The organism is Bradyrhizobium sp. USDA 336, assembly GCF_044908355.1.
In the GTDB taxonomy this organism is placed as follows: Bacteria; Pseudomonadota; Alphaproteobacteria; order Rhizobiales; family Xanthobacteraceae; genus Bradyrhizobium; species Bradyrhizobium yuanmingense.
The window spans coordinates 3592491-3613103 of the sequence record NZ_JBIYDC010000002.1 but is presented as its reverse complement, the minus strand read 5'-3'; the positions used below and the strand labels follow the sequence as shown (position 1 = coordinate 3613103).

The window sequence follows — 20613 nt, the reverse complement described above, 5'->3', positions numbered from 1 at the left end:
GCTTCAATGCCCGCCAAGGCTATTCCAGACGAGCGTCAGGCCGGACAGGAACAACAGGCCGAGAACGACATCACCGAAATGCTTGTCGTTCAGCGCGTGATAGACGCGCGCGCCCGCCCAGGCGCCGACCAGCGTGCCCGGAAACGCGACGGCCGCGAGCCAGACCACCTTGAAAGCGACGAGGCCGGAGGCTGTCTGCAGCACCAGTGCGGTGGCGAGTACGGTGAAATTGAAGAGCTGGAAGATGCCGCGCCGCTCGTGCTTGTTCCAGCCGCGGATGTTGGCCCAAAGGATCGGCAGCGGGCCGGACAATCCGGCAAGTCCGCCCAGAATGCCGCCGGCAAAGCCGATCGCACTGTCTGCGACCCGGCCGCCGATTTTGATCGCGAGCGGCCTCTTGTTCAGATACAGCGCGCTCGAAAAGATCAGGATCAGGACGCCGACGCTCAGCCTGAACACCTCCGGGTCCGCGGAGGCGACCATCATGGTCCCGAGCGGCACGCCAATCAGTCCACCGATCAGGAACGGCCAGACCAGCGAGAGATCGAAATTCTTCCACATCGAGGGCAGCGTCGAGGTCTGCGCGATGACCGAGCAGATCAGCACCAGGGGCACCGCGAGCGAGGGCGGCAGCACGTAGAGCCAGATGCCGAGCGCCATCAGCGCCGTGCCGAAACCGGCCAGTCCCGAGACGAAGCCGCCGGCGAGCGCGCCGAGCAGCAGCAGGACGTAGGTGAGCGTTTCCAACGAATTGTCCTTCGCAAGGGGCGACCCTGAACGGTTGATCGCGCGGCTCGCATAACATGCCTGTCGGCATCGAGGTCAATCCATGCCGCATGCAAGCGTGGTCTGCGGCCGCTTCACCGTCGGTGATCTGAAGTGCGATGAATGTAGCCCGATTGCTACGAGGGAGGTGCGCTCCCTCGCCCGCTTGCGGGAGAGGGTTGGGGAGAGGGTGTCTCCACAACGGGACAATCCCCCAGAGGAGAAAGCCCTCACCCGCGCCTTCGGCGCGACCTCTCCCGCAAGCGGGAGAGGTGAAGGAAGCCATTTCCGCACTAGACGATCTGCCTGGTGTCGGCAGGCTTCTGCAGCGCGCCGACCAGGATACGCAGCGCTTCCGTCAATTCCGATCTGTTCCGGGCCGCGCCGAGCGAGACGCGTGCCGCATGCGGCGGCGCCCCGTCGACGGTGAAGGCATCGCCGGCGACGACGGCAAGCCCGTTCCGCAGCAGATGTGCCGCGACGTCGGGGCGTCCTTCCGGCAGCCGCAACCAGAGATGATGCGCAGCGGGCCTGGCGAGGAACTGAAAGCCTTTCAGTGCGCGTTGCGCGAGCTGCTGGCGTCCGACCGCCTCGTTGCGGATGGCGCTGATGATGCGGTCGGCGATGCCGTTTTCGATCCAATGCGTTACCAGCGCGACCATCAGGGGCGCCGGCATCTGTACGGTCGCCTGCAGGGAGGTGCGCATGTCCCGCTGCGCGCCGCTGTCGGGCGTCACCAGATAGGCAACGCGCAGCGCCGGCGCGATGCATTTTGACAGCGTGGTCGCAAGATAAGTCCGCTCCGGAACGAGGTTCGCGATCGGCGACGCCGAACGGTCGAACAGCCCGTAGGCGTCGTCCTCGATCAGGATGGTGGCGGCATCGCGGATGATCTTCGCAATAGTGCCGCGCCGGTCGGCGGAAAGCGTCGCCGTGGTCGGATTGTGCAGCGTCGGAATGAGATAGACGGCTTTCGGCGTATGCGCGCGGCACGCCTTTGCCAGCGCATCCGGCAGGATGCCGTCCTCATCCATGGGGACACCGACGAGCTTGACGCCGAGCAGTGCCGCGGCGGCCTTGATGCCGGGGAAGGTGAGCGCTTCGGTCAGCACGGTGTCGCCGGGGCGCGCAAGATGGGCGAGCAGGTTGAAGAGGATCGTCTGGGCGCCGGGAAAGATCACCAGCCTGTCGGCCTGCGCATGCGGAACGCGGGCGCGCATCCAGCGCGCCGCGACCTCGCGCTCATGCGCGCTGCCACCGGGCGGCTGATAGTTCAGATATGCCGTCAGGCCCGATTGCGCGCGCAGGGCCTCCAGTCCGGCAATGATGCGCTCGTCGAGCTGCGCCTCCAGCGGGTGCGGCGGCACGTTCATCGACAGGTCGATCGCGACCGGGTGCGGCAGGTCGACCGCGCGCCGCGCGCTGGTCTCCGACACGAACGAGCCCTGTCCGACCCGGGCTTCCATGATGCCGCGGCGCCGCGCCTCGGTGTAGGCGCGCGTCACCGTGGTGAGGTCGATGCCGAGGGCCTTTGCCAGCGCGCGCTGCGTCGGCAACTGTTGACCGCGCACCAGCCTGCCGGCGGCAATGTCCGCCTCCATGGCCTCGACGATGCGCTGGTAGCGCGGGCCCGAAAGCTCCGAGATTGTAGGGATCCATTCCATGCAATTTAGGCCCATAACCTTTGAATGTATGGATACAAGATAGTATTGTATGGATCATCGAAAAGGAAGAGGTGTGGTCATGTCTGTCTCTCCGGCGACGGTCTCTCTGGCCAAGGCGATGTGGCGCGGTTTCAGCGGCAAATGCCCGAATTGCGGGGAAGGGCACATGTTCGGCCGCTTCCTGAAAGTGGCGGAGGCTTGCGACCATTGCGGCGAGGAGCTGATCCACCAGCGCGCCGACGACTTTCCCGCCTATCTCGTGATGGTGGTGGTCGGCCATCTCGTGGTCCCGGCGATCCTCGCGGTCGAGACCGCCTACGCCCCGCCGGAATGGCTGCAACTCGCGGTGTGGCTGCCGGTGACGCTGTTGGCCTCGCTCGCGCTGCTGCAACCGACCAAGGGCGCCATCGTCGGCCTGCAATGGCAGCTCGGCATGCATGGGTTCGAGGCGGGCAAGTTGCGGCGTAACGCCGGCGAGCTTGCGCCGGTGCTGGTGAAGGCAGACACGCGCGCCGCCTGAGGCGGCGTTTACATCGCGCGGCATGCCGCTACACTCCATCATATCAAGCAAGAATGATGGAAACCCCGATGGCCCCGCGCGAAGACCTTCCTGCTCTGTCACGGCGCGTGGTCCGGCGGATGGGCGTGGAAGAAGATGCACCCGCTGATGGCGCAGGCCGGCCACCGCCTGGTGGCGCCGACCTACACCGGGCTCGGCGAGCGCGCGCATCTGGCCAATCCGTCGGTCGATCTCGACACGCACATCCAGGACATCCTCAACGTCATCGCCTTCGAGGACCTCAGCGACATCGTGCTGCTCGGGCACAGCTATGGCGGCATGGTTGCGACCGGCGTCGCCGACCGCGCGCGCGAGCGCGTAACGCAGCTGATCTATCTCGACGCCTTCGTGCCGCGTGACGGCCAGTCGCTGTTCGACCTCAACGAGGGCGGGCGCGAGCCGATGCGCAAGGCAGTCAGCTCGGGCGACGGCTATCGCATCCCGCCGAACCCGCCGCCGCCGGACACCTCGCCGGCCGATCTCGACTGGCTCAACGCGCGCCGCGTCCCGATGCCGATCCAGTGCTTCGAGACGCGCCTGAGGCTCGAACATGGCGAGCCGGAGATGCCGCGCAGCTACATCTACTGCACACGCCTTCCGCCCGGCGATGTGTTCGGGCAGTTTGCCCAGCGCACGAAGACGAGGAGGGCTGGCGCTATGTCGAGCTCGACGCCAGCCACGCGCCGAATGTGACGGCGCCGGAGGCGTTGATGAAAGCGTTGAGCGAGATCGTGGCGTAGTTCGTCATTCCGGGGCTCGCGAAGCGCGAACCCGGAATCCATTCATCCACCGACACTGCCGCGCGATGGATTCCGGGTTCGTGCTGCGCACGCCCCGGAATGACACTGGTTGAATGTTTGCGCGCTCGTACAATTGGTGAGGGGTCCGATGCGTTAGCATCGAACCCCTCGTTGCAAGATATCAGCCGGCCTGTAAGCCGGGTTCTGTAGGGCACCGTCCGCTTGCGCGAACGATACGTGACGGCCATTCCTCTGGGACCATGTTTGCACACGGCCTCGAGCAACCTACCCGGACGGCGGGCCTGACATCGCCCCGCGGCGTTATCGCTTTCGCGAACAGCCCGCTTAAGCCGTCCCTATTCGGTTTTGCTCCCGGTGGGGTTTGCCATGCCGGCTCCGTTGCCGGACCCGCGGTGCGCTCTTACCGCACCTTTTCACCCTTGCCGCGCCGAAGCCCCGGAGGGCGAAGGCGGGCGGTTCGTTCTCTGTGGCACTTTCCCTGGGGTCACCCCCGCCGGACGTTATCCGGCACCGCATGTCAAGGGAGCCCGGACTTTCCTCCCCGGCGGCCTTTCGGCACCTGCCGGAGCGGCCGTCCGGCCGACTGACGGCTTTAGGCATGGGCATTTGTGACGGTTTCGTCAAGCCGATATCGCGAGGCACGCTCGCCCAGAAATAATTTATCCTGAAGATGTCGTTTGGCGCGTGCCCCGTTCGACTGGATGTCGCCGATGGAGCCGAACACAGGAGTGAAGCAATGCAATATCTGCTGATGATCTACCAGAACGAGGTCGAGTACGCGAAGATCGACGCGGCGACCAGCCAGAAGATCCTGGCCGAGTATCAATCCTTCACGCAAGACATCATCCAGAACGGCAATTTCAAGGCCGGTGACCGCTTGCAGCCGACCACGACCGCGACAACGGTGCGCGTGCGCGACGGAAAGACGCTGACGACCGATGGTCCGTTCGCGGAAACGCGCGAGCAGCTCGGCGGCTATTACCTGATCGAAGCCAAGGATCTCAACGCCGCCATCGAGATCGCGGCGCGGATTCCGAGCGCACGCATCGGCTCGATCGAGGTGCGGCCGATCTGGGTCTACGACAAGTGACGGCTCTCACCTTCGTCATTTCCGGGATGCGCCGCAAGGCGCAGGCCCGGAATCCATATCCCCGAATCGTGGTTATGGATTCCGGGCTGCCGCGCCCGGGAATGACGAGAGGGGAGTGATAGCGTGACATGACCCCGAGCGAGATCGGAAAAATCTTCCGCGACGAGGCGGGGCGGGCGCTGGCCACGCTGATCCGTCTCGTCGGCGATTTCGATCTCGCCGAGGACGCGCTTCAGGATGCTTTTGCGGTCGCGCTGGAACGCTGGGCGTGTGAGGTCCCCGACAATCCGCGCGCCTGGCTCGTCAACGTCGCCAAGCATAAGACGATCGATCGCATCCGCCGTCAGGCTGTGTTCCGCGGCAAGCAGCAGGCGCTGGTGCACGAGCTCGAGCTTAACGCGCTGGGCCCGGACGAGCCGACCGCAACGCTTGACGACGACATGCTGCGGCTGATCTTCACCTGCTGCCATCCCGCGTTCGCGCCCGAGGTGCAGGTCGCGCTGACGCTGCGCACCGTGTGCGGACTGTCGACGGCGCAGGTGGCACGCGCCTTCCTCGTCGGCGAGGAAGCGATGGCGCAGCGGCTCGTCCGTGCCAAGCAGAAGATCAGGCTTGCCGGCATCCCCTATGAGGTGCCGGAGCGCGAGATGCTGGCGCCGCGGCTCGATGGCGTGCTCGCCGTGATCTATCTCGTCTTCACCGAAGGCTATGTCGCGACCGAGGGCGCGGACCTGATGCGGCCCGATCTGGCGAGCGAGGCGATCCGGCTTGGCCGCCTGCTGAACCGGTTGATGCCCGACCGCGCCGGCATCAAGGGCCTGCTGGCCCTGATGCTGCTGCACGACGCGCGCCGCGCCGGGCGACAGACGCCGGCCGGCGACATCGTCCTGCTCGAAGAGCAGGACCGCTCGTTGTGGGATCGCGCGCAGATCGACGAGGGGCTACGGCTGGTGGAGCACGCGCTGCGCGTGCCGGGCCGGCCACAACCCTATGCGGTGCAGGCCGCGATCGCAGCGCTGCATGCGCGTGCGCCGAGCTTCGAGGAGACCGATTGGCCGCAGATTGCGGGGCTGTACGAGGTGCTGCTGCGCATCAATCCGTCGCCGGTGATCGAGCTCAATCACGCCGCGGCGCTGTCGATGGTCGATGGGCCGGCACGAGCGCTCGATCTCGTCGATGCGATCGCCGCGCGCGGCGGGCTTCGCGGCTATGAGCTGTTGCCCGCCGTGCGCGCGGATCTGTTGCGGCGGCTCGGCAGGACGGAGGAGGCGCGCGAGGCCTATCGTGCAGCGACGGCGGCGACACAGCTCGCGCCGTTGCGAAGGCTCTATGCGCGAAGAATGAGGGAGATGGATTGAGTTTCCGTCATGGCCGGGCTTGTCCCGGCCATCCACGTTCGCATGCGCGGAGGCAAGACGTGGATGCCCGGGACAAGCCCGGGCATGACGGAGCAAGAGGTCACATTCTCGGAAGACCTTTGCTATGTCGACGCCACCGGCGTTCCTTCCGCCGGCAGGCTCGCCAGCAGCGCTTGCAAGGTCGACAGCGTCGAATGATCGGCGACGCCGTCCAGCCGCGCCGGGCGGAAATGGCGCTGGAAGGCGGTGACGACTTCCATCGTCGCAGCGTCGTACTTGCCGTTCAGGGGCACGCCATAGCCGTACCTTGCCAGCGCCTGCTGCATGCTCAGCACCGCGTCACTGATGGTGCCGAGCATGAGAGTCTCGCCGCGGACGATCGGCGCAGGCGTCACCCAGTGGCCGACGCCGGAATTGGCCAGCGAATGCCACGGAAATTTCTCGCCGGGATCCTTCTTGCGGGCGGGCGCGACGTCGGAATGGCCGAGCACCCGGTGCGCCGGCACCTTGCGGCGGAGCATGATGCCGCGACACAGCGCGATCACGGCAGCGATCTGGCGCAGCGGATACTCCGGATAGCCCCAATCATGGCCGCGATTGATGATCTCGATGCCGATCGAGCAGGAGTTGATGTCGTCCTCGCCGGCCCAGGAGGAGACGCCGGCGTGCCAGGCACGCTTGGCCTCAGGCACGCATTGCACGATGCGGCCGTCCTCCAGCACGACATAATGCGCCGACACTTCGGTGCCGGCGGTGCAGAGGCGCGCCAGCGCGCCTTCGACATCGGGCATGCCGGTGTAGTGCAGCACGATCATGTCCGGCTGCCGTCCCTTGTTGCGCTCGCCATGGTTCGGGGAGGGGATGATGTCCGAGACGATCGAGGAATCGGGCTCGAAGGTCCGCAGGCCCGCCACGGTCTTGGGAACCGGGAGAACGCGGTGACGCTTCGAATCAGATCCAGGCGTGGACGAACCCGAGGGCATGAGCAGCTCAAATCGACGGAGAGTGGGGCAAGCCCTTCTCTTTACTATTCCTTTACCCTCCATCGCGCGCAATCGCGCGGCGCGGTTAACGGATTCATTTTGGCGATGTGTGTGGATGACGCATCACTCCCCTCGTCACCTTTTCCACTTGTCACGAACCGAGCAACGCTTTCTTAACGCTAAGGGCCGTTACTGAGGGATGAAGAGCCGACCCGCGTCCGGAGGCGGCCAAAGCGTATTTTGGCTCGAAATCCCATGGCTGCCCGACAAATTCCGCTGGGAACACTGGGTTTGTGGCCCGGGACGATCGGGCTCGGTAACCATGCTGGACAGGGGCTTTGTCGTGGAACCGCCGCGACGCGCAATGATTCGAGGCGTTATGGGCTTGTTCGGCCCCGATCCCGCTTGGGTATCTCGCCCGGCCGTCGGCAGGCGTCGCGCATGAGCTCGGCCCCGCACATCCCCGTTCTTGGCCGTGAGGCCATCGCGCATCTCGCCCCGTGCGAGGGCGGCGTCTACGTCGACGCCACCTTTGGCGCCGGCGGTTATAGCCGCGCGATCCTGGACGTGCCGGGAACCCGACTGATTGCCATCGATCGCGACCGCACCGCGATTGCCGGCGGTGCCGAGCTGGTCCAACGCGCCGCGGGCCGGCTGACGCTGGTCGAGGACCGCTTCTCCAATCTCGCCGAAGTCTGCGCGGCGCAAGGCGTCGATGGCGTCGAGGGCGTCGTGATGGATGTCGGCGTGTCCTCGATGCAGCTCGACCAGGCCGGCCGCGGCTTCTCCTTCCGCCTCGACGGTCCGCTCGACATGCGGATGGGGCAGACAGGTCCGACCGCGGCCGACATCGTCGCGCGCGCCTCGGAAGGCGATCTCGCCGACATCATCTATCTCTTCGGCGAGGAGCGGCATTCGCGCCGCATCGCCCGCGCCATCGTGGCGGATCGGCAGGAAACTCCGTTCACGACCACGCGCGCGCTCGCCGATCTCGTCGGCAGGGTGGTGCGATCGAAGCCCGGCGACATTCATCCGGCGACACGGACGTTCCAGGCGCTGCGCATCTTCGTCAACGAAGAGCTCGAGGAGCTCCAGACGGCGCTCGCTGCGGCCGAGCGCATGCTCAAGCCCGGCGGCCGCCTCGTCGTGGTCTCGTTCCATTCGCTGGAAGACCGCATCGTCAAGAATTTCCTCTCCGAGCGTTCCAAGACCGGCGGCGGCTCGCGGCATCTGCCGGAAGTCGCGCAAGTCCCGCCGAGCTTCCAGCTGCTGACGCGGCGACCGGTCGTCGCCGGCGAGGACGAAGTTGCGCACAATCCGCGCGCGCGCTCGGCAAAGCTGCGCGCGGCCGAGCGCAGCTCGGCGCCGGCGCATGAGACTGATGAGGCATCGTCTTGGCCGAAGCTCGCCGACGTGATGAGGGGCGGCTAGCGCATGCGCATCATCCACCTCCTCGTCATCGGTGCGCTGATCTTCGCAGCCGCCCACGTCTACCGGATCAAGATGGACTCCACGGCGCGCACCGAGAAGGTGCTGCGGCTACGTGCGGAGATCCGCGAGCAGCGCGATGCGATCGCGGCGCTCCGGGCCGAATGGGCTAAGCTCGATGCGCCCCACCGCCTGCAAGGCCTGTCCGACCGGCATCTGCACCTCAAGCCCGTCAATGGCACGCAATATGATTTGCTGAAGAACCTGCCGGAGCGTCCGCCCCGGATGTTCAGGCCGGGCGAGCCCGATCCGATCGGGGCCATGCTCAAGACCATTGAAGCTGCGAGCGATCCCGACACGGTGACGGGCTCCGTGCCTCAGCCCGAGGACAAGCAATGAGCCCGGCAACGCCTGCAAAACCCATCGAAAAGCTGGCCGAAAAGTCGACTGAGCCTTGGCGGCGGCGGCTGATCCGAAGCCTGCTCTACGGGCGCAACGTCGATCGCGCCGCGAAGGCGCGCGCGCGTGTCGGCCTCGCCATGCTCGCCTTCGCTTCGGTCTATGCCCTGATCGGCGGGCGGCTCGTGATGTTCGCCATCGGCGCCGACGCCCACAGCGCGCGCCGCGCCGCAGCACAAGAGGTGGTTGCGACCGCGCGGCCCGACATCGTCGATCGCAACGGCGCCATCCTTGCGACCGACGTCAAGGCGGCGAGCCTGTTCGGCGAGCCGCGCCGCATCATCGACAAGGACGAGGCGATCGAGCTCCTCACCGCGACCATTCCCGACCTCGACGAGGCCGAGGTGCGCGAGCGCCTGAGGACACGCAAGGGCTTCGTCTGGCTCAAGCGCGAGGTCACGCCGGCGCAGCAGCAGGCCGTCCACAAGCTCGGCATTCCCGGCATCGGCTTCCTGCGCGAGAACAAGCGCGTCTATCCGACCGGCAACGAGGTCGCTCACCTCATCGGTCTCGTCAATATCGACAACCAGGGCATCGCCGGCCTCGAGAAGTGGCTCGACAATCAAGGGCTCGCCGACCTCCACCGCGCCGGCTTTGCCACCGACCGGTTGCAGAAGCCGATCGAGCTCGCGGTCGATCTGCGCGTCGAGCACGCGCTGCGCGACGAGCTGTTGAAGGCCAAGGACAAGTTCCGCGCCAAGGCCGCCTCCGGCATCGTCTCAAACGTCAAGACCGGCGAGATCGTGGCGATGGTCTCGCTGCCGGACTTCGATCCCAACAATCCGAAGGAAGCGCACGACCCCGACCGCATCAACCGCCTCACCACCGGCGTCTATGAGATGGGCTCGACCTTCAAGGCGTTCACGCTGGCGATGGGGCTCGATTCCGGCAAGATCAGTCTGAACTCGATGTGGGACGCGCGCGGAAACCTGCATTACGGCAAGTTCACGATCCACGACAGCCATCCGGTCGGGCGCTTCATCAACACCAAGGAAGTGTTCACCTATTCCTCCAACATCGGCGCGGCGCGGATTGCGCTCAACCAGGGGGTCGAGGCGCACAAGGCATTCCTCGCCAAGCTAGGCCAGACGACGCGGCTGCGCACCGAATTGCCGGAGAGCGCGGCGCCGCTGCTGCCGCGGCGCTGGAGCGAACTGAACACGGTCACCGCCGCGTTCGGCCAGGGCCTGTCGGTGGCGCCGCTGCAGGCGGTGATGGGCATCAACGCGCTGGTGAACGGCGGCTATCTGATTCCGCCGACATTCCTGAAGCGCAGCGAATCCGAAGCCCAGGCGATGGCCAAGCGCGTCATCAAGCCGGAGACCAGCGACAAGATGCGGTTCCTGATGCGGCTCAATGCCGAAGTCGGCTCGGCGAGAAAGGCGGACGTCAAGGGCTATTACGTCGGCGGCAAGACCGGCACGTCCGAGAAGGTCGTCAACGGCCGCTACGCCAAGAAGCGCGTGCTCAACTCCTTCACCGCCATCCTGCCCTGCGATGATCCCAAATATCACGTCCTGATCATGCTGGACGAGCCGCAGGCATTGCCCGAAACGCATGGTTTCATCACCTCGGGCTGGAACGCGGTGCCGACCGGCGGCAAGGTGATCGAGCGGATCGCGCCGCTTCTGGGAGTCGAGCCGCGGTTCGAGCTGCCGCCTGCAGAGCGCCTTATTCTTGCAGCATCCAGGACAACCCAGTAATCAACCGGGTGGGCCATCGCCGCTGCTGAGTCGGGATTTTCCCCGGAGGATTTGGCTTTCCGGCAGGGCATGTCGACTGGAACACCATGAAGCTGCGCGACCTCTTGGGTCAGGATGTCAAGGGCAATGACGCCGCAATCGAGCCCGCTGTTGCGGCGCTCGAGGTGAGCGGCGTTGCGCTCGACAGCCGCCTGGTCAAGCCGGGCGATCTCTTCTTCGCGCTGGCAGGTAGCAAGACCGACGGCGCCCGCTTCGTCGATGCGGCGATTGCCGCTGGCGCTGTTGCCGTTGTCGGTGACCATGCACCGGCCGCGTGCAAGGTGCCGTTCATCACGAGCGCCAATCCGCGCCGCGCGTTGGCGTTGGCCGCTGCGAGGTTTTTCCCGGCACAGCCTGCGACGATCGCCGCGGTGACCGGAACCAGCGGCAAAACCTCGGTCGCCGCGTTCACGCGCCAGATCTGGGAGCGGCTCGGGCATGCCTCCGCCAGCATCGGCACCATCGGTCTGGTGTCGCAGAAGCGCACCGTCTACGGCTCGCTGACCACGCCGGATCCGATCGCGCTGCACCGGCAGTTGGACGAGATCGCGCGCGAGGGCGTCACGCATCTCGCCTTCGAGGCATCTTCGCACGGGCTCGACCAATTTCGCCTCGACGGCGTGCGCATCTCGGCCGGCGGCTTCACGAATCTCTCCCGCGACCACATGGATTACCATCCGACCGTCGCGCATTATCTCGCGGCTAAGCTCCGCCTGTTCCGCGAGCTGGTGCCGCCTGATGGCGCCGCGGTGATCTCGGCCGATCATGATTGCTCGGCGGAAGCGATTGATGCGGCGAAATCGCGTGGCCTGCGCGTCATGGCGGTCGGCCGCAACGGCGATGGGGCGGGCGAGGGCATCCGCCTCACCGAGGCCGTGGTCGAAGGTTTCTCGCAAAAGCTCACCGTCGAACATCGCGGCAGGGCCTACGCGATCCGGCTGCCGCTGGTCGGCGAATTCCAGATCGAGAATGCGCTGGTGTCGGCCGGCCTTGCCATCGGCACGGGCAGCGATGCTGAAAACGTGTTTGCGAGCCTCGAACATCTCGAAGGCGCCAAGGGCCGGCTCGAGCGCGTCGGCGAGCGCAACGGCGCGCCGATCTTCGTCGACTATGCGCACAAGCCCGATGCGCTCGCGAAGGCACTGCAGGCGCTGCGGCCTTATGCGAAGCGCAGGCTGGTCGTCGTGTTCGGCGCCGGCGGCGACCGCGATGCCGGCAAGCGCCCGATCATGGGCGAGATCGCGGCGGAGAACGCCGACGCCCGTCATCGTCACCGACGACAATCCGCGCAGCGAGAAGCCGGAAGCGATCCGCGCCGCGATCCTCGCCGCCGCCAAGGGCGCCCGCGAGATCGGCGACCGCGCCGAGGCGATCCGCGCCGCGATCGAGGACTTGCAGGACGGCGATGCGCTGCTCATCGCCGGCAAAGGCCACGAGACCGGGCAGATCGTCGGCGGCGAGGTGCTGCCTTTCAGTGATCACGAGGCGGTCGCTGCCGCACTAGCATCGAGGGTCGCATGAGCGGGCCAATATGGACGGTTGCCGAGGTCGCGCGCGCGCTGGGCGTCGCCGGATCGTTCCCGGAGACGCCGATCGATTTCGTCACCCAGGACAGCCGGCTGGTGAAGCCGGGCAGCCTGTTCGTTGCGCTGAGCGGCACGCCGAGCGGCGGCTTCGTCTCGGCTTTCGCCAGTGCGCGCGACGGCTGGGAGTTCGCCGACAAGGCGGAAGCCGCAGGCGCAGTGGCGATGATCGTGCCGCACGAGATCGCGGGCATCCGCATCCCCCAGATCGTCGTCAAGGACACGCTGATCGACGGCCTCTGGGGCCTCGCGCGCGCCGCACGCGCACGCTTCAATGGCCCGGTGATCGGGCTCACCGGCAGCGCCGGCAAGACCAGCACCAAGGAATTTCTCGCCGCCTATCCGAACGCCTATGCCAGCCCCTCGAGCTTCAACAATTTCTGGGGCGTGCCGCTGACGCTGTGCAATGCCAGACGGGACGCCAGCCTCTGGGTCGTCGAGATGGGCATGAACCAGAAGGGCGAGATCGCGCGATTGAGCGAGCTCACGCAGCCGACCGTCGCGCTCGTCGTCAACGTCCAGCCGGTGCATTTGGAAAAGCTCGGCTCGCTCGAAGCCATCCGGCGCGAGAAGGTATCGATCGCGCTCGGACTGCCCGAGAACGGCGTGCTGGTGCTGCCCGCCGGAATCAAGGCTTCCGAGTGGAAGGGCAAGGTCGTGCGCTTCGGCGGCGAGCATGCCGAGGTGCACGAGGTCGCGCACGCGCCGCACGGCGAGAGCTGGCAGGTCGTGGCCGCGATCGGCAGGAAGGAGATCGCCTTCAGCCTCACCCCTGGCGCGCCGCACCGGGTGCACAATGCGCTGGCCGCGCTCGCCTCGGTTCATGCCGCGCATCTCGACGTCGCGACCCTCGCGGTCAAGCTCGACCGCGTCGGCATCATGACCGGCCGCGGCGTCGAGCAGGCGGTCGGCGACGTCACCGTGATCGACGACAGCTTCAATGGCAATCCGGCCAGCGTGGCCGCGGCGCTGCAAAGCCTGCAGGCGCGCAACATGAGCGGCGGCCGCCGCATCGCGATTCTCGGCGACATGCTCGAGCTCGGCGCGGACGCAACGAGCTATCACACCGGCCTTGCCAGCCACCTCGACGGCATCGACGGCGTCTATTGCGTCGGGCCGCTGATGCGCCACCTGTTCGACGCATTGCCCTCGGGCAAGGGTCTTGGCTGGCACGACGATCCCGCCACGCTGAAACCGGCGGAGGTCGCAAACCTGCTGAAGGCAGGCGACGTCGTGGTTGTCAAGGGCAGCAAGAAGATGTTCTGGGTCAACAAGTTTGTGCCGGGGCTGGTGGCCGCCTTGCAGGCAAAGGCGTAAACTGCTTGGAAGGCGCCGTTCCCGAATCCCACCCCTTGCGGCGAAAGCCGTCCGTTTCCCGAACGCGCGGCCCATGACGAAGACCAGCGAATGCGCGTGAAGCACCTGGACGTGCAAAGGCGCCATAGGACCGTCTGAATGTTTTACTGGCTGATCGAGCTTTCCAACACATTTCCGGGCTTCGGTGCCTTTCGCACCTTCCTGAACGTCTTCCGCTACATCACCTTCCGCACCGGTGGCGCCATCGTGACCGGCGCGCTGTTCGTGTTCCTGTTCGGCCCCTGGATCATCGATCACTTGCGCATCCGTCAGGGCAAGGGCCAGCCGATCCGCACCGACGGTCCGCAATCGCATCTTTCCAAGAAGGGCACGCCCACCATGGGCGGGCTGATGATCCTGTCCGGGCTCACGGTCGGCACCGTGCTGTGGGCGAATCCGCTCAACCCCTATGTCTGGATCGTGCTCGCGGTGACGCTCGGCTTCGGCTTCGTCGGCTTCTATGACGATTACCTCAAGGTGACCAAGCAAACCACGACCGGGTTCGGCGGCAAGCTGCGCCTCTTGATCGAAGCCGTGATCGCGCTGGTCGCCTGCTATGCGCTGGTGCGGCTCAACCGCGATCCCGCCTCGACCGCGCTGACGATTCCCTTCTTGAAGGATACCGTGCTGCATTTCGGCTGGTTCTTCGTCGTCTTCGGCGCGTTCGTGATCGTCGGTGCCGGCAATGCGGTGAACCTCACCGACGGGCTCGACGGCCTCGCCATCGTGCCGGTGATGATCGCCACCGCGAGCTTCGCGATGATCGCCTATCTCACCGGCAACTTGGTGTTCGCCGACTACCTCCAGATCAAATATGTCGCAGGCACCGGCGAGCTCGCGGTGCTCTGCGGTGCGCTGCTCGGCGCCGGTCTCGGCTTCCTCTGGTTCAACGCGCCGCCGGCCTCGATCTTCATGGGCGACACCGGCTCGCTCGCGCTCGGCGGCATGCTCGGCGCGATCGCCGTCGCGGTGAAGCACGAGATCGTGCTCGCCGTGATCGGCGGATTGTTCGTGCTCGAGGCGGTTTCGGTCATCGTTCAGGTCGTGTCCTTTAAGCTCACCGGCAAGCGCGTGTTCCGGATGGCGCCGATCCACCATCACTTCGAGCAGAAGGGCTGGACCGAGCCGCAGATCGTGATCCGATTCTGGATCATCTCGGTGATGCTGGCGCTCGCCGGCCTCTCGACGCTGAAGCTGCGGTGACCGATCGATGATTCCCGTCACGTCCTTCGCCGGCAAGACCGTCGCGGTGTTCGGCCTCGGCGGTTCGGGGCTCGCCTCCTGCCATGCGTTGAAGGCCGGCGGCGCCGACGTGATCGCCGCCCGACGACAATGCCGAGAACGTCGCCAAGGCCGCGCAGGCGGGCTTCATCACCGCGGACTTGCGCAACGTCTCCTGGGCGAAGTTCGCCGCGTTGGTGCTCGCGCCCGGCGTGCCGCTGACGCATCCGGTGCCGCACTGGAGCGTGTTGAAGGCGCGCGAAGCTGGCGTCGAGGCAATCGGCGACATCGAGCTGTTCTGTCGGGAGCGGCGCCGCCACGCGCCGGACGCCCCGTTCGTCGCCATCACCGGCACCAACGGCAAGTCGACCACGACGGCGCTGATCGCGCATCTCACGAAAGTCGCCGGCTACGACACCCAGATGGGCGGCAACATCGGCACCGCGATCCTGTCGCTGGAGCCGCCGCGCACGGGCCGCGTCCACGTCATCGAGATGTCGTCCTACCAGATCGACCTGACGCCCTCGCTCGATCCCTCCGTCGGCATCCTGCTCAATGTCAGCGAGGACCACATCGACCGCCACGGTACGATCGAGCACTACGCCGCGGTGAAGGAGCGCCTCGTTGCCGGCGTGCAGGTCGGCGGCACCTCGATTGTCGGTGTCGATGACGGCTTTTGCCGCGACATCGCCGACCGGCTCGACCGCGCCGGCAAGAACGTGGTGCGCATCTCGGTCAAGAACCCGCTCGCGTCGGGCATTTACGTCGAGCACGGCACCATCGTGCGCGCCGCGGGCGGCGCCCGCAGCGAGGTCGCCGCGCTCGGTGGCATCGGCTCGCTGCGCGGCCAGCACAACGCGCAAAACGCGGCCTGCGCGGCTGCTGCCGCGCTCGCGATGGGCATCAGCCAGGACGTGCTGCAGAACGGCCTGCGCAGCTTTCCGGGCCTGGCGCATCGCATGGAGCAGGTCGGGCGCCGCGGCAACGTGTTGTTCGTCAACGATTCCAAGGGCACCAACGCCGACGCCACGGCGCATGCGCTGTCGTCGTTTTCGGAGATCTTCTGGATCGCCGGCGGCAAGCCGAAGGCCGGCGGCATCACTGGCCTCACCGGTTTCTTCCCGCGCATCCGCAAAGCGTATCTGATCGGCGAAGCCGCGCAGGAGTTTTCGGGCACGCTCGGAACGGTCCCGCACGAGATCAGCCAGACCCTCGACGTCGCCGTCGAGCACGCCTCGCGCGATGCGGAAGCCTCTAGCCTCACAGACGCCGTCGTCCTCCTGTCCCCGGCCTGCGCATCGTTCGACCAGTACCGCAATTTCGAGATCCGCGGCGCCAAGTTCCGCGAACTGGTGCAAGCCCTGCCGGGCGTGAAGCCGGTGGTGTGAGGGCGCTCTCGTGTCCCGGACGCGCGGAGCGCGAGCCGGGACCCAGAAGGCGACACGGTATACTGTTGAGAGTTGGGCCCCGGCTCTGCAGCGCACCGCAAGAGCGCTGCGCTGCGTCCGGGGCACGAGAGTCTCCAAAACTTGAACGTTTTCCTTAACCCCCCGGTAACCAACCTCGGCGACCAATGGACGGACCTCTGTCCGAAAGCGGCCGCCCATGCTCTCCCGTGAAGAACGCACCCCCTTTTCCGAGTGGTGGTGGACCGTCGACAAGCCGCTGATGGGCGCCATCCTGGGGCTGATGCTGACCGGGGTGATCCTGTCGCTGGCGGCGAGCCCGCCGGTTGCAACCCGCATCGGGCTCGATGCCTTCCATTTCTTCAGCCGCCACGTGCTGTTCCTGGTGCCCTCCTGCATCGTGCTGCTCGGGGTGTCCTTCCTGTCACCGCGCGCGATCCGCCGCTCGGCGCTGATCATCTTCGCGGCGAGCATCGTCCTGATCGTGCTCACGCTCGCCTTCGGCCCGGAGGTGAAGGGCTCGCGCCGCTGGATCACGCTGCTGGGCGTCAACATCCAGGCCTCCGAGATCGCAAAGCCGTCCTTTGTCGTGATCGCTGCCTGGCTGTTCGCGGAATCGACCAGGCGCCCGGAGATGCCGGCGACCTCGATGGCAGTGGTGCTGCTCCTGATGCTGGTCGCGCTATTGGTGATGGAGCCGGATTTCGGCCAGACCATGCTGGTGCTGATGGTGTGGGGCTCGCTGTTCTTCATCGCGGGCATGCGGATGATCTGGGTGTTCGGCCTCGCAGGGCTCGGCGCGGCCGGCCTGTTCAGCGCCTATCTGTTCGTCCCGCACGTCGCAGGACGTATCAGGCGCTTCATGAACCCGGCCTCCGGCGACACCTTTCAGGTCGATACCGCCATGGAGGCGTTCTACAACGGCGGCTGGTTCGGGCTCGGACCGGGCGAGGGCATCGCCAAGCGCAGCCTGCCGGACAGCCACACCGACTTCGTGTTTGCGGTCGCTGGCGAAGAGTTCGGCATCATCCTGTGCCTTGCGATGCTTGCGCTGTTCGCCTTCGTCGTGATCCGCACGCTGTCGCGCGCCTATGCCAACGAGGACATGTTCGCGCGCTTTGCGGCCTCCGGGCTCGCGATCCTGTTCGGCGTGCAGGCGGCGATCAACATGTCGGTGAACCTGCAGCTCATCCCCGCCAAGGGCATGACGCTGCCCTTCATCTCCTATGGCGGCTCCTCGATGGTCTCGCTCGCCTATGGCGTCGGCATGATGCTGGCGCTGACGCGGCTGCGCCCGCGCACCGAGGTCGAGGCGAGCGGCCACGCCGAGGCGATGCGCAGTTACGCGTGAAGCTCTCGTGTCCCGGACAAGCCAACGGGTCCGCGCGTAGCGCGGCCCGATGACAGGCTCCGCGCAGAGCCGGGACCCAGGATGCCGCAGCCATATCGCAGAAGGAATGGGCCCCGGTTCAGCAGCGCACCACGCTGCGAAGGGCAGCGCGCTGCGCTGCGCCCGGGGCACGAACACTCATTGTTGCCTTCGCTCGCAATGACGAGAAAGACCCTGTAAAACTCTCTCATTATGGACACGTCCCCCCTGATTCTTCTCGCCGCGGGCGGCACCGGCGGCCATCTGTTTCCGGCCGAGGCGCTCGGCGTCGAATTGATCCGGCGCGGCTATCGCGTCCGCCTCGTCACCGACGAGCGCGCGCTGCGCTATAGCGGGCTGTTCAGCAAGGACATGATCGACGTCGTCAGAAGCGAGACCGCGCGCGGCCGCAATCCGTTCCAGCTCGCCTATGCCGGCCTCACGCTTGCCGCCGGAACGCTGTCGGCCTATGCGCTGATCAAGCGATTGAAGCCCGTCGCTGTCGTCGGCTTCGGCGGCTATCCGACGCTGCCGCCGCTGGTCGCGGCGAAATTCGCCGGCGTGCCCGGCATCATCCACGACGCCAACGCCGTGCTCGGCCGCGCCAACCGGTTCCTGTCGCGCCACGTGCGCGCCATCGCGACGTCCTTGCCCGGTGTGCTCGATCGCGACCCGGCGCTGGCAGGCAAGACCACGACCGTCGGCACGCCGATGCGTCCGGCGATCCTCGCGGCCGCTGCGGTGAAATATGCAGCGCCCGAGCCAAACGGTCCGCTGCGTCTGCTCGTCGTCGGCGGCAGCCAGGGCGCGCGCATCATGGCCGACATCGTGCCGGGCGCGATCGAAAGGCTCGAGCCTGCGCTGTGGAGCCGTCTCGTCCTCACCCAGCAGGTGCGCGAAGAGGACATGAGCCGCGTGCGCGCCGTCTACGACAAGCTCAAGATCAAGGCCGAGCTCGCGCCGTTCTTCACGGATCTGCCGGCGCGGCTCGCCTCCAATCATCTCGTGGTATCGCGCTCCGGCGCGGGTACCGTGGCCGAGCTCGCCGCGATCGGCCGCCCCTCCATCCTGGTGCCGCTGCCCGGCTCGATCGACCAGGACCAGTTCGCCAATGCCGGCGTGCTGGTCAAGGTCGACGGCGCAATCCGCATCCCGCAGACCGAGTTCACCTCCGACCGGCTGGCGTCGGAAATTTCTGGCTTCGCCGCCGAGCCGGCGCGGCTTGCCGCGATGGCTGAAGCCGCCCGCGGCGCTGGCCGGCTCGATGCGGCCGAGCGGCTGGCGGATCTCGTGGTCAAGGTCGCGGGAATCTGACGCCTGTTCCGGCCCGAATGGCCAAAAAAGTCACTTGTCATGCCCCGCGAAAGCGGGGCATCCAGTATCCGACGCAGTTGATTTGAATCTCAGGCGTCGCGGAGTACTGGATCGTCCGCCTTCGCGGACGATGACCCCAAGGAAACCACATGAGACTGCCGCGCGAGATCGGACCCATCCACTTCGTCGGGATCGGCGGGATCGGCATGAGCGGCATCGCCGAGGTGCTGGTCAATCTCGGCTATGCCGTGCAGGGCTCGGATGCCTCCGACAATTACAATCTCGACCGTCTGCGCAAGAAGGGCGCGAAAGTCTCGGTCGGCCACAAGGCCGAGAACATCGACGGCGCCGAGGTCGTGGTCGTGTCCTCCGCGATCAAGCGCGACAACCCGGAACTGATGGCCGCGCGCGAGAAACGCATTCCCGTGGTGCGCCGCGCCGAGATGCTGGCCGAGTTGATGCGGCTGAAGAGCTGCGTCGCCATCGCCGGCACGCACGGCAAGACCACCACGACGACGATGGTCGCAACGCTGCTCGACGCCGGCGGCCTCGATCCGACCGTCATCAATGGCGGCATCATTAACGCCTATGGTTCGAACGCACGTCTCGGCGCGGGGGACTGGATGGTGGTGGAAGCCGACGAGAGCGACGGCACCTTCCTGAAGCTGCCGACCGATGTCGCGATCGTCACCAATGTCGACCCCGAGCATCTCGATCACTTCAAGACCTTCGAGGCCGTGCAGGACGCGTTTCGTCACTTCGTCGAGAACCTGCCGTTCTACGGCTTTGCCGTGATGTGCATCGATCATCCCGTGGTGCAGAGCCTCGTCGGCAAGATCGAGGACCGCCGCATCATCACCTATGGCGAGAATCCGCAGGCCGATGCGCGGCTGGTCGATCTCACCGCGGGCGGCGGCGGCTCGAAGTTCAAGGTCGTGATCCGCGACCGCAAGAACGGCACCACGCACGAGATCGCCGATCTCGCGCTGCCGATGCCGGGCCGGCACAATGCCTCGAACGCGACGGCAGCGATCGCGGTCGCGCACGAGCTCGGCGTGTCGGACGAGGTGATCCGCAAGGCGCTGGCCGGCTTCGGCGGCGTCAAGCGCCGCTTCACCAAGACCGGCGAGTGGAACGGCGTCACCGTGATCGATGATTACGGCCATCACCCCGTGGAGATCGCAGCCGTGCTGAAGGCCGCGCGCGATTCCTACACCGGCAAGGTGATCGCGGTGGTGCAGCCGCATCGCTATACCCGCCTGCAATCCCTGTTCGAGGAGTTCTGCACCTGCTTCAACGATGCCGACGCGGTCGTCGTCGCCGATGTCTATGCCGCCGGCGAAGCGCCGATCGAAGGCATCGACCGCGATCATTTCGTCGCCGGCCTGCGCGCCCACGGCCATCGCGAGGTGATCCCGCTGCCCAATGCCGGCGAACTAGCCAAAATCGTCCATGGCATCGCCAAGAGCGGCGATCTCGTTGTGTGTCTCGGCGCCGGCAACATCACGCAATGGGCGTATGCGCTGCCGGACCAGTTGAAGGCGTTGGGGTAAGG

14 protein-coding genes, 1 other RNA gene and 3 pseudogenes are annotated in these 20613 nt (G+C 66.4%); 14 read left to right on the top strand and 4 right to left on the bottom strand.

Going from position 1 to position 20613, the window contains the following annotated elements:
• Positions 1-3 precede the first annotated feature (3 nt).
• Together ABIA45_RS17880 and ABIA45_RS17875 are read right to left on the bottom strand one after the other, a co-directional pair.
• The gene (locus ABIA45_RS17880) at positions 4-747 is read right to left on the bottom strand and encodes a sulfite exporter TauE/SafE family protein (RefSeq protein ID WP_404653015.1); all 744 of its coding nucleotides are present in this window, start codon (positions 745-747) and stop codon (positions 4-6) included.
• A gap of 311 nt (positions 748-1058) precedes the next feature.
• Positions 1059-2429, bottom strand: coding sequence for a PLP-dependent aminotransferase family protein (locus ABIA45_RS17875; RefSeq protein WP_404653014.1), 1371 nt, complete (start codon positions 2427-2429; stop codon positions 1059-1061).
• A gap of 79 nt (positions 2430-2508) precedes the next feature.
• Here ABIA45_RS17875 and ABIA45_RS17870 point away from each other — a divergent pair, with 79 nt between their 5' ends.
• Complete coding sequence (locus ABIA45_RS17870; RefSeq protein WP_404543100.1) at positions 2509-2949, top strand: DUF983 domain-containing protein; 441 nt, start codon at positions 2509-2511, stop codon at positions 2947-2949.
• A gap of 56 nt (positions 2950-3005) precedes the next feature.
• Positions 3006-3728 (top strand): annotated as a pseudogene (locus ABIA45_RS17865) (alpha/beta fold hydrolase).
• Positions 3729-3905: 177 nt separating this feature from the next.
• Here ABIA45_RS17865 and rnpB read toward each other — a convergent pair.
• Positions 3906-4336, bottom strand: an RNA gene (gene rnpB, locus ABIA45_RS17860) — RNase P RNA component class A.
• A 149-nt stretch (positions 4337-4485) separates the two neighbouring features.
• Between rnpB and ABIA45_RS17855 the strand changes: the two genes are divergently transcribed.
• Both ABIA45_RS17855 and ABIA45_RS17850 read left to right on the top strand, forming a co-directional pair.
• On the top strand, positions 4486-4839 hold the full coding sequence (locus tag ABIA45_RS17855; protein ID WP_157286942.1) for a YciI family protein: 354 nt from the start codon (positions 4486-4488) through the stop codon (positions 4837-4839).
• Positions 4840-4967: 128 nt separating this feature from the next.
• A complete protein-coding gene (locus tag ABIA45_RS17850) occupies positions 4968-6197 on the top strand; it encodes an RNA polymerase sigma factor (RefSeq protein WP_404653011.1) in 1230 nt (409 codons plus the stop codon).
• 122 nt (positions 6198-6319) lie between these two features.
• Here the strand turns inward: ABIA45_RS17850 and ABIA45_RS17845 are convergent, their stop codons facing one another.
• Positions 6320-7180 carry an N-acetylmuramoyl-L-alanine amidase gene (locus tag ABIA45_RS17845; protein WP_225136852.1) on the bottom strand — a complete coding sequence of 287 codons (861 nt, stop codon included), beginning with the start codon at positions 7178-7180 and terminating at the stop codon, positions 6320-6322.
• A gap of 441 nt (positions 7181-7621) precedes the next feature.
• Here ABIA45_RS17845 and rsmH point away from each other — a divergent pair, with 441 nt between their 5' ends.
• The 10 genes and pseudogenes from rsmH (at position 7622) to murC (ending at position 20611) form a co-directional block, all read left to right on the top strand.
• Positions 7622-8611: a 16S rRNA (cytosine(1402)-N(4))-methyltransferase RsmH gene (rsmH, locus tag ABIA45_RS17840; protein WP_404653009.1), complete on the top strand. Its 990-nt coding sequence runs from the start codon at positions 7622-7624 to the stop codon at positions 8609-8611.
• A 3-nt stretch (positions 8612-8614) separates the two neighbouring features.
• Entirely contained in the window at positions 8615-9007 is a 393-nt protein-coding gene (locus ABIA45_RS17835; RefSeq protein ID WP_128263717.1) for a hypothetical protein, read from the top strand.
• Complete coding sequence (locus tag ABIA45_RS17830; RefSeq protein ID WP_271542685.1) at positions 9004-10770, top strand: penicillin-binding protein 2; 1767 nt, start codon at positions 9004-9006, stop codon at positions 10768-10770. The genes ABIA45_RS17835 and ABIA45_RS17830 overlap by 4 nt, the downstream gene beginning before the upstream one ends.
• Positions 10771-10856: 86 nt before the next feature.
• Positions 10857-12330, top strand: a pseudogene (locus ABIA45_RS17825) (UDP-N-acetylmuramoyl-L-alanyl-D-glutamate--2,6-diaminopimelate ligase).
• On the top strand, positions 12327-13709 hold the full coding sequence (gene murF, locus ABIA45_RS17820; protein WP_271542681.1) for a UDP-N-acetylmuramoyl-tripeptide--D-alanyl-D-alanine ligase: 1383 nt from the start codon (positions 12327-12329) through the stop codon (positions 13707-13709). The pseudogene ABIA45_RS17825 and the gene murF overlap by 4 nt, the downstream one beginning before the upstream one ends.
• Before the next feature lie 138 nt (positions 13710-13847).
• Positions 13848-14951: a phospho-N-acetylmuramoyl-pentapeptide-transferase gene (mraY, locus tag ABIA45_RS17815; protein WP_157286936.1), complete on the top strand. Its 1104-nt coding sequence runs from the start codon at positions 13848-13850 to the stop codon at positions 14949-14951.
• Between the two features lie 7 nt (positions 14952-14958).
• Positions 14959-16357, top strand: a pseudogene (murD, locus tag ABIA45_RS17810) (UDP-N-acetylmuramoyl-L-alanine--D-glutamate ligase).
• A gap of 217 nt (positions 16358-16574) precedes the next feature.
• Entirely contained in the window at positions 16575-17726 is a 1152-nt protein-coding gene (gene ftsW, locus ABIA45_RS17805) for a putative lipid II flippase FtsW (protein ID WP_271542677.1), read from the top strand.
• Positions 17727-17957: 231 nt separating this feature from the next.
• The gene (murG, locus tag ABIA45_RS17800) at positions 17958-19058 is read left to right on the top strand and encodes an undecaprenyldiphospho-muramoylpentapeptide beta-N-acetylglucosaminyltransferase (protein WP_404543088.1); all 1101 of its coding nucleotides are present in this window, start codon (positions 17958-17960) and stop codon (positions 19056-19058) included.
• Between the two features lie 149 nt (positions 19059-19207).
• Positions 19208-20611: a UDP-N-acetylmuramate--L-alanine ligase gene (gene murC, locus ABIA45_RS17795; RefSeq protein WP_271542675.1), complete on the top strand. Its 1404-nt coding sequence runs from the start codon at positions 19208-19210 to the stop codon at positions 20609-20611.
• Positions 20612-20613: the final 2 nt, after the last annotated feature.

Coding starts and splice junctions, on each gene's coding strand:
- murF (WP_271542681.1), top strand. CDS start 12,327: ATGAGCGGGCCAATATGGACGGTTGCCGAGGTCGCGCGCGCGCTGGGC.
- ABIA45_RS17855 (WP_157286942.1), top strand. CDS start 4,486: ATGCAATATCTGCTGATGATCTACCAGAACGAGGTCGAGTACGCGAAG.
- ftsW (WP_271542677.1), top strand. CDS start 16,575: ATGCTCTCCCGTGAAGAACGCACCCCCTTTTCCGAGTGGTGGTGGACC.
- ABIA45_RS17835 (WP_128263717.1), top strand. CDS start 8,615: ATGCGCATCATCCACCTCCTCGTCATCGGTGCGCTGATCTTCGCAGCC.
- ABIA45_RS17850 (WP_404653011.1), top strand. CDS start 4,968: ATGACCCCGAGCGAGATCGGAAAAATCTTCCGCGACGAGGCGGGGCGG.
- ABIA45_RS17845 (WP_225136852.1), bottom strand. CDS start 7,180: ATGCCCTCGGGTTCGTCCACGCCTGGATCTGATTCGAAGCGTCACCGC.
- ABIA45_RS17875 (WP_404653014.1), bottom strand. CDS start 2,429: ATGGAATGGATCCCTACAATCTCGGAGCTTTCGGGCCCGCGCTACCAG.
- rsmH (WP_404653009.1), top strand. CDS start 7,622: ATGAGCTCGGCCCCGCACATCCCCGTTCTTGGCCGTGAGGCCATCGCG.
- ABIA45_RS17870 (WP_404543100.1), top strand. CDS start 2,509: ATGTCTGTCTCTCCGGCGACGGTCTCTCTGGCCAAGGCGATGTGGCGC.
- murC (WP_271542675.1), top strand. CDS start 19,208: ATGAGACTGCCGCGCGAGATCGGACCCATCCACTTCGTCGGGATCGGC.
- ABIA45_RS17830 (WP_271542685.1), top strand. CDS start 9,004: ATGAGCCCGGCAACGCCTGCAAAACCCATCGAAAAGCTGGCCGAAAAG.
- mraY (WP_157286936.1), top strand. CDS start 13,848: ATGTTTTACTGGCTGATCGAGCTTTCCAACACATTTCCGGGCTTCGGT.
- murG (WP_404543088.1), top strand. CDS start 17,958: ATGGACACGTCCCCCCTGATTCTTCTCGCCGCGGGCGGCACCGGCGGC.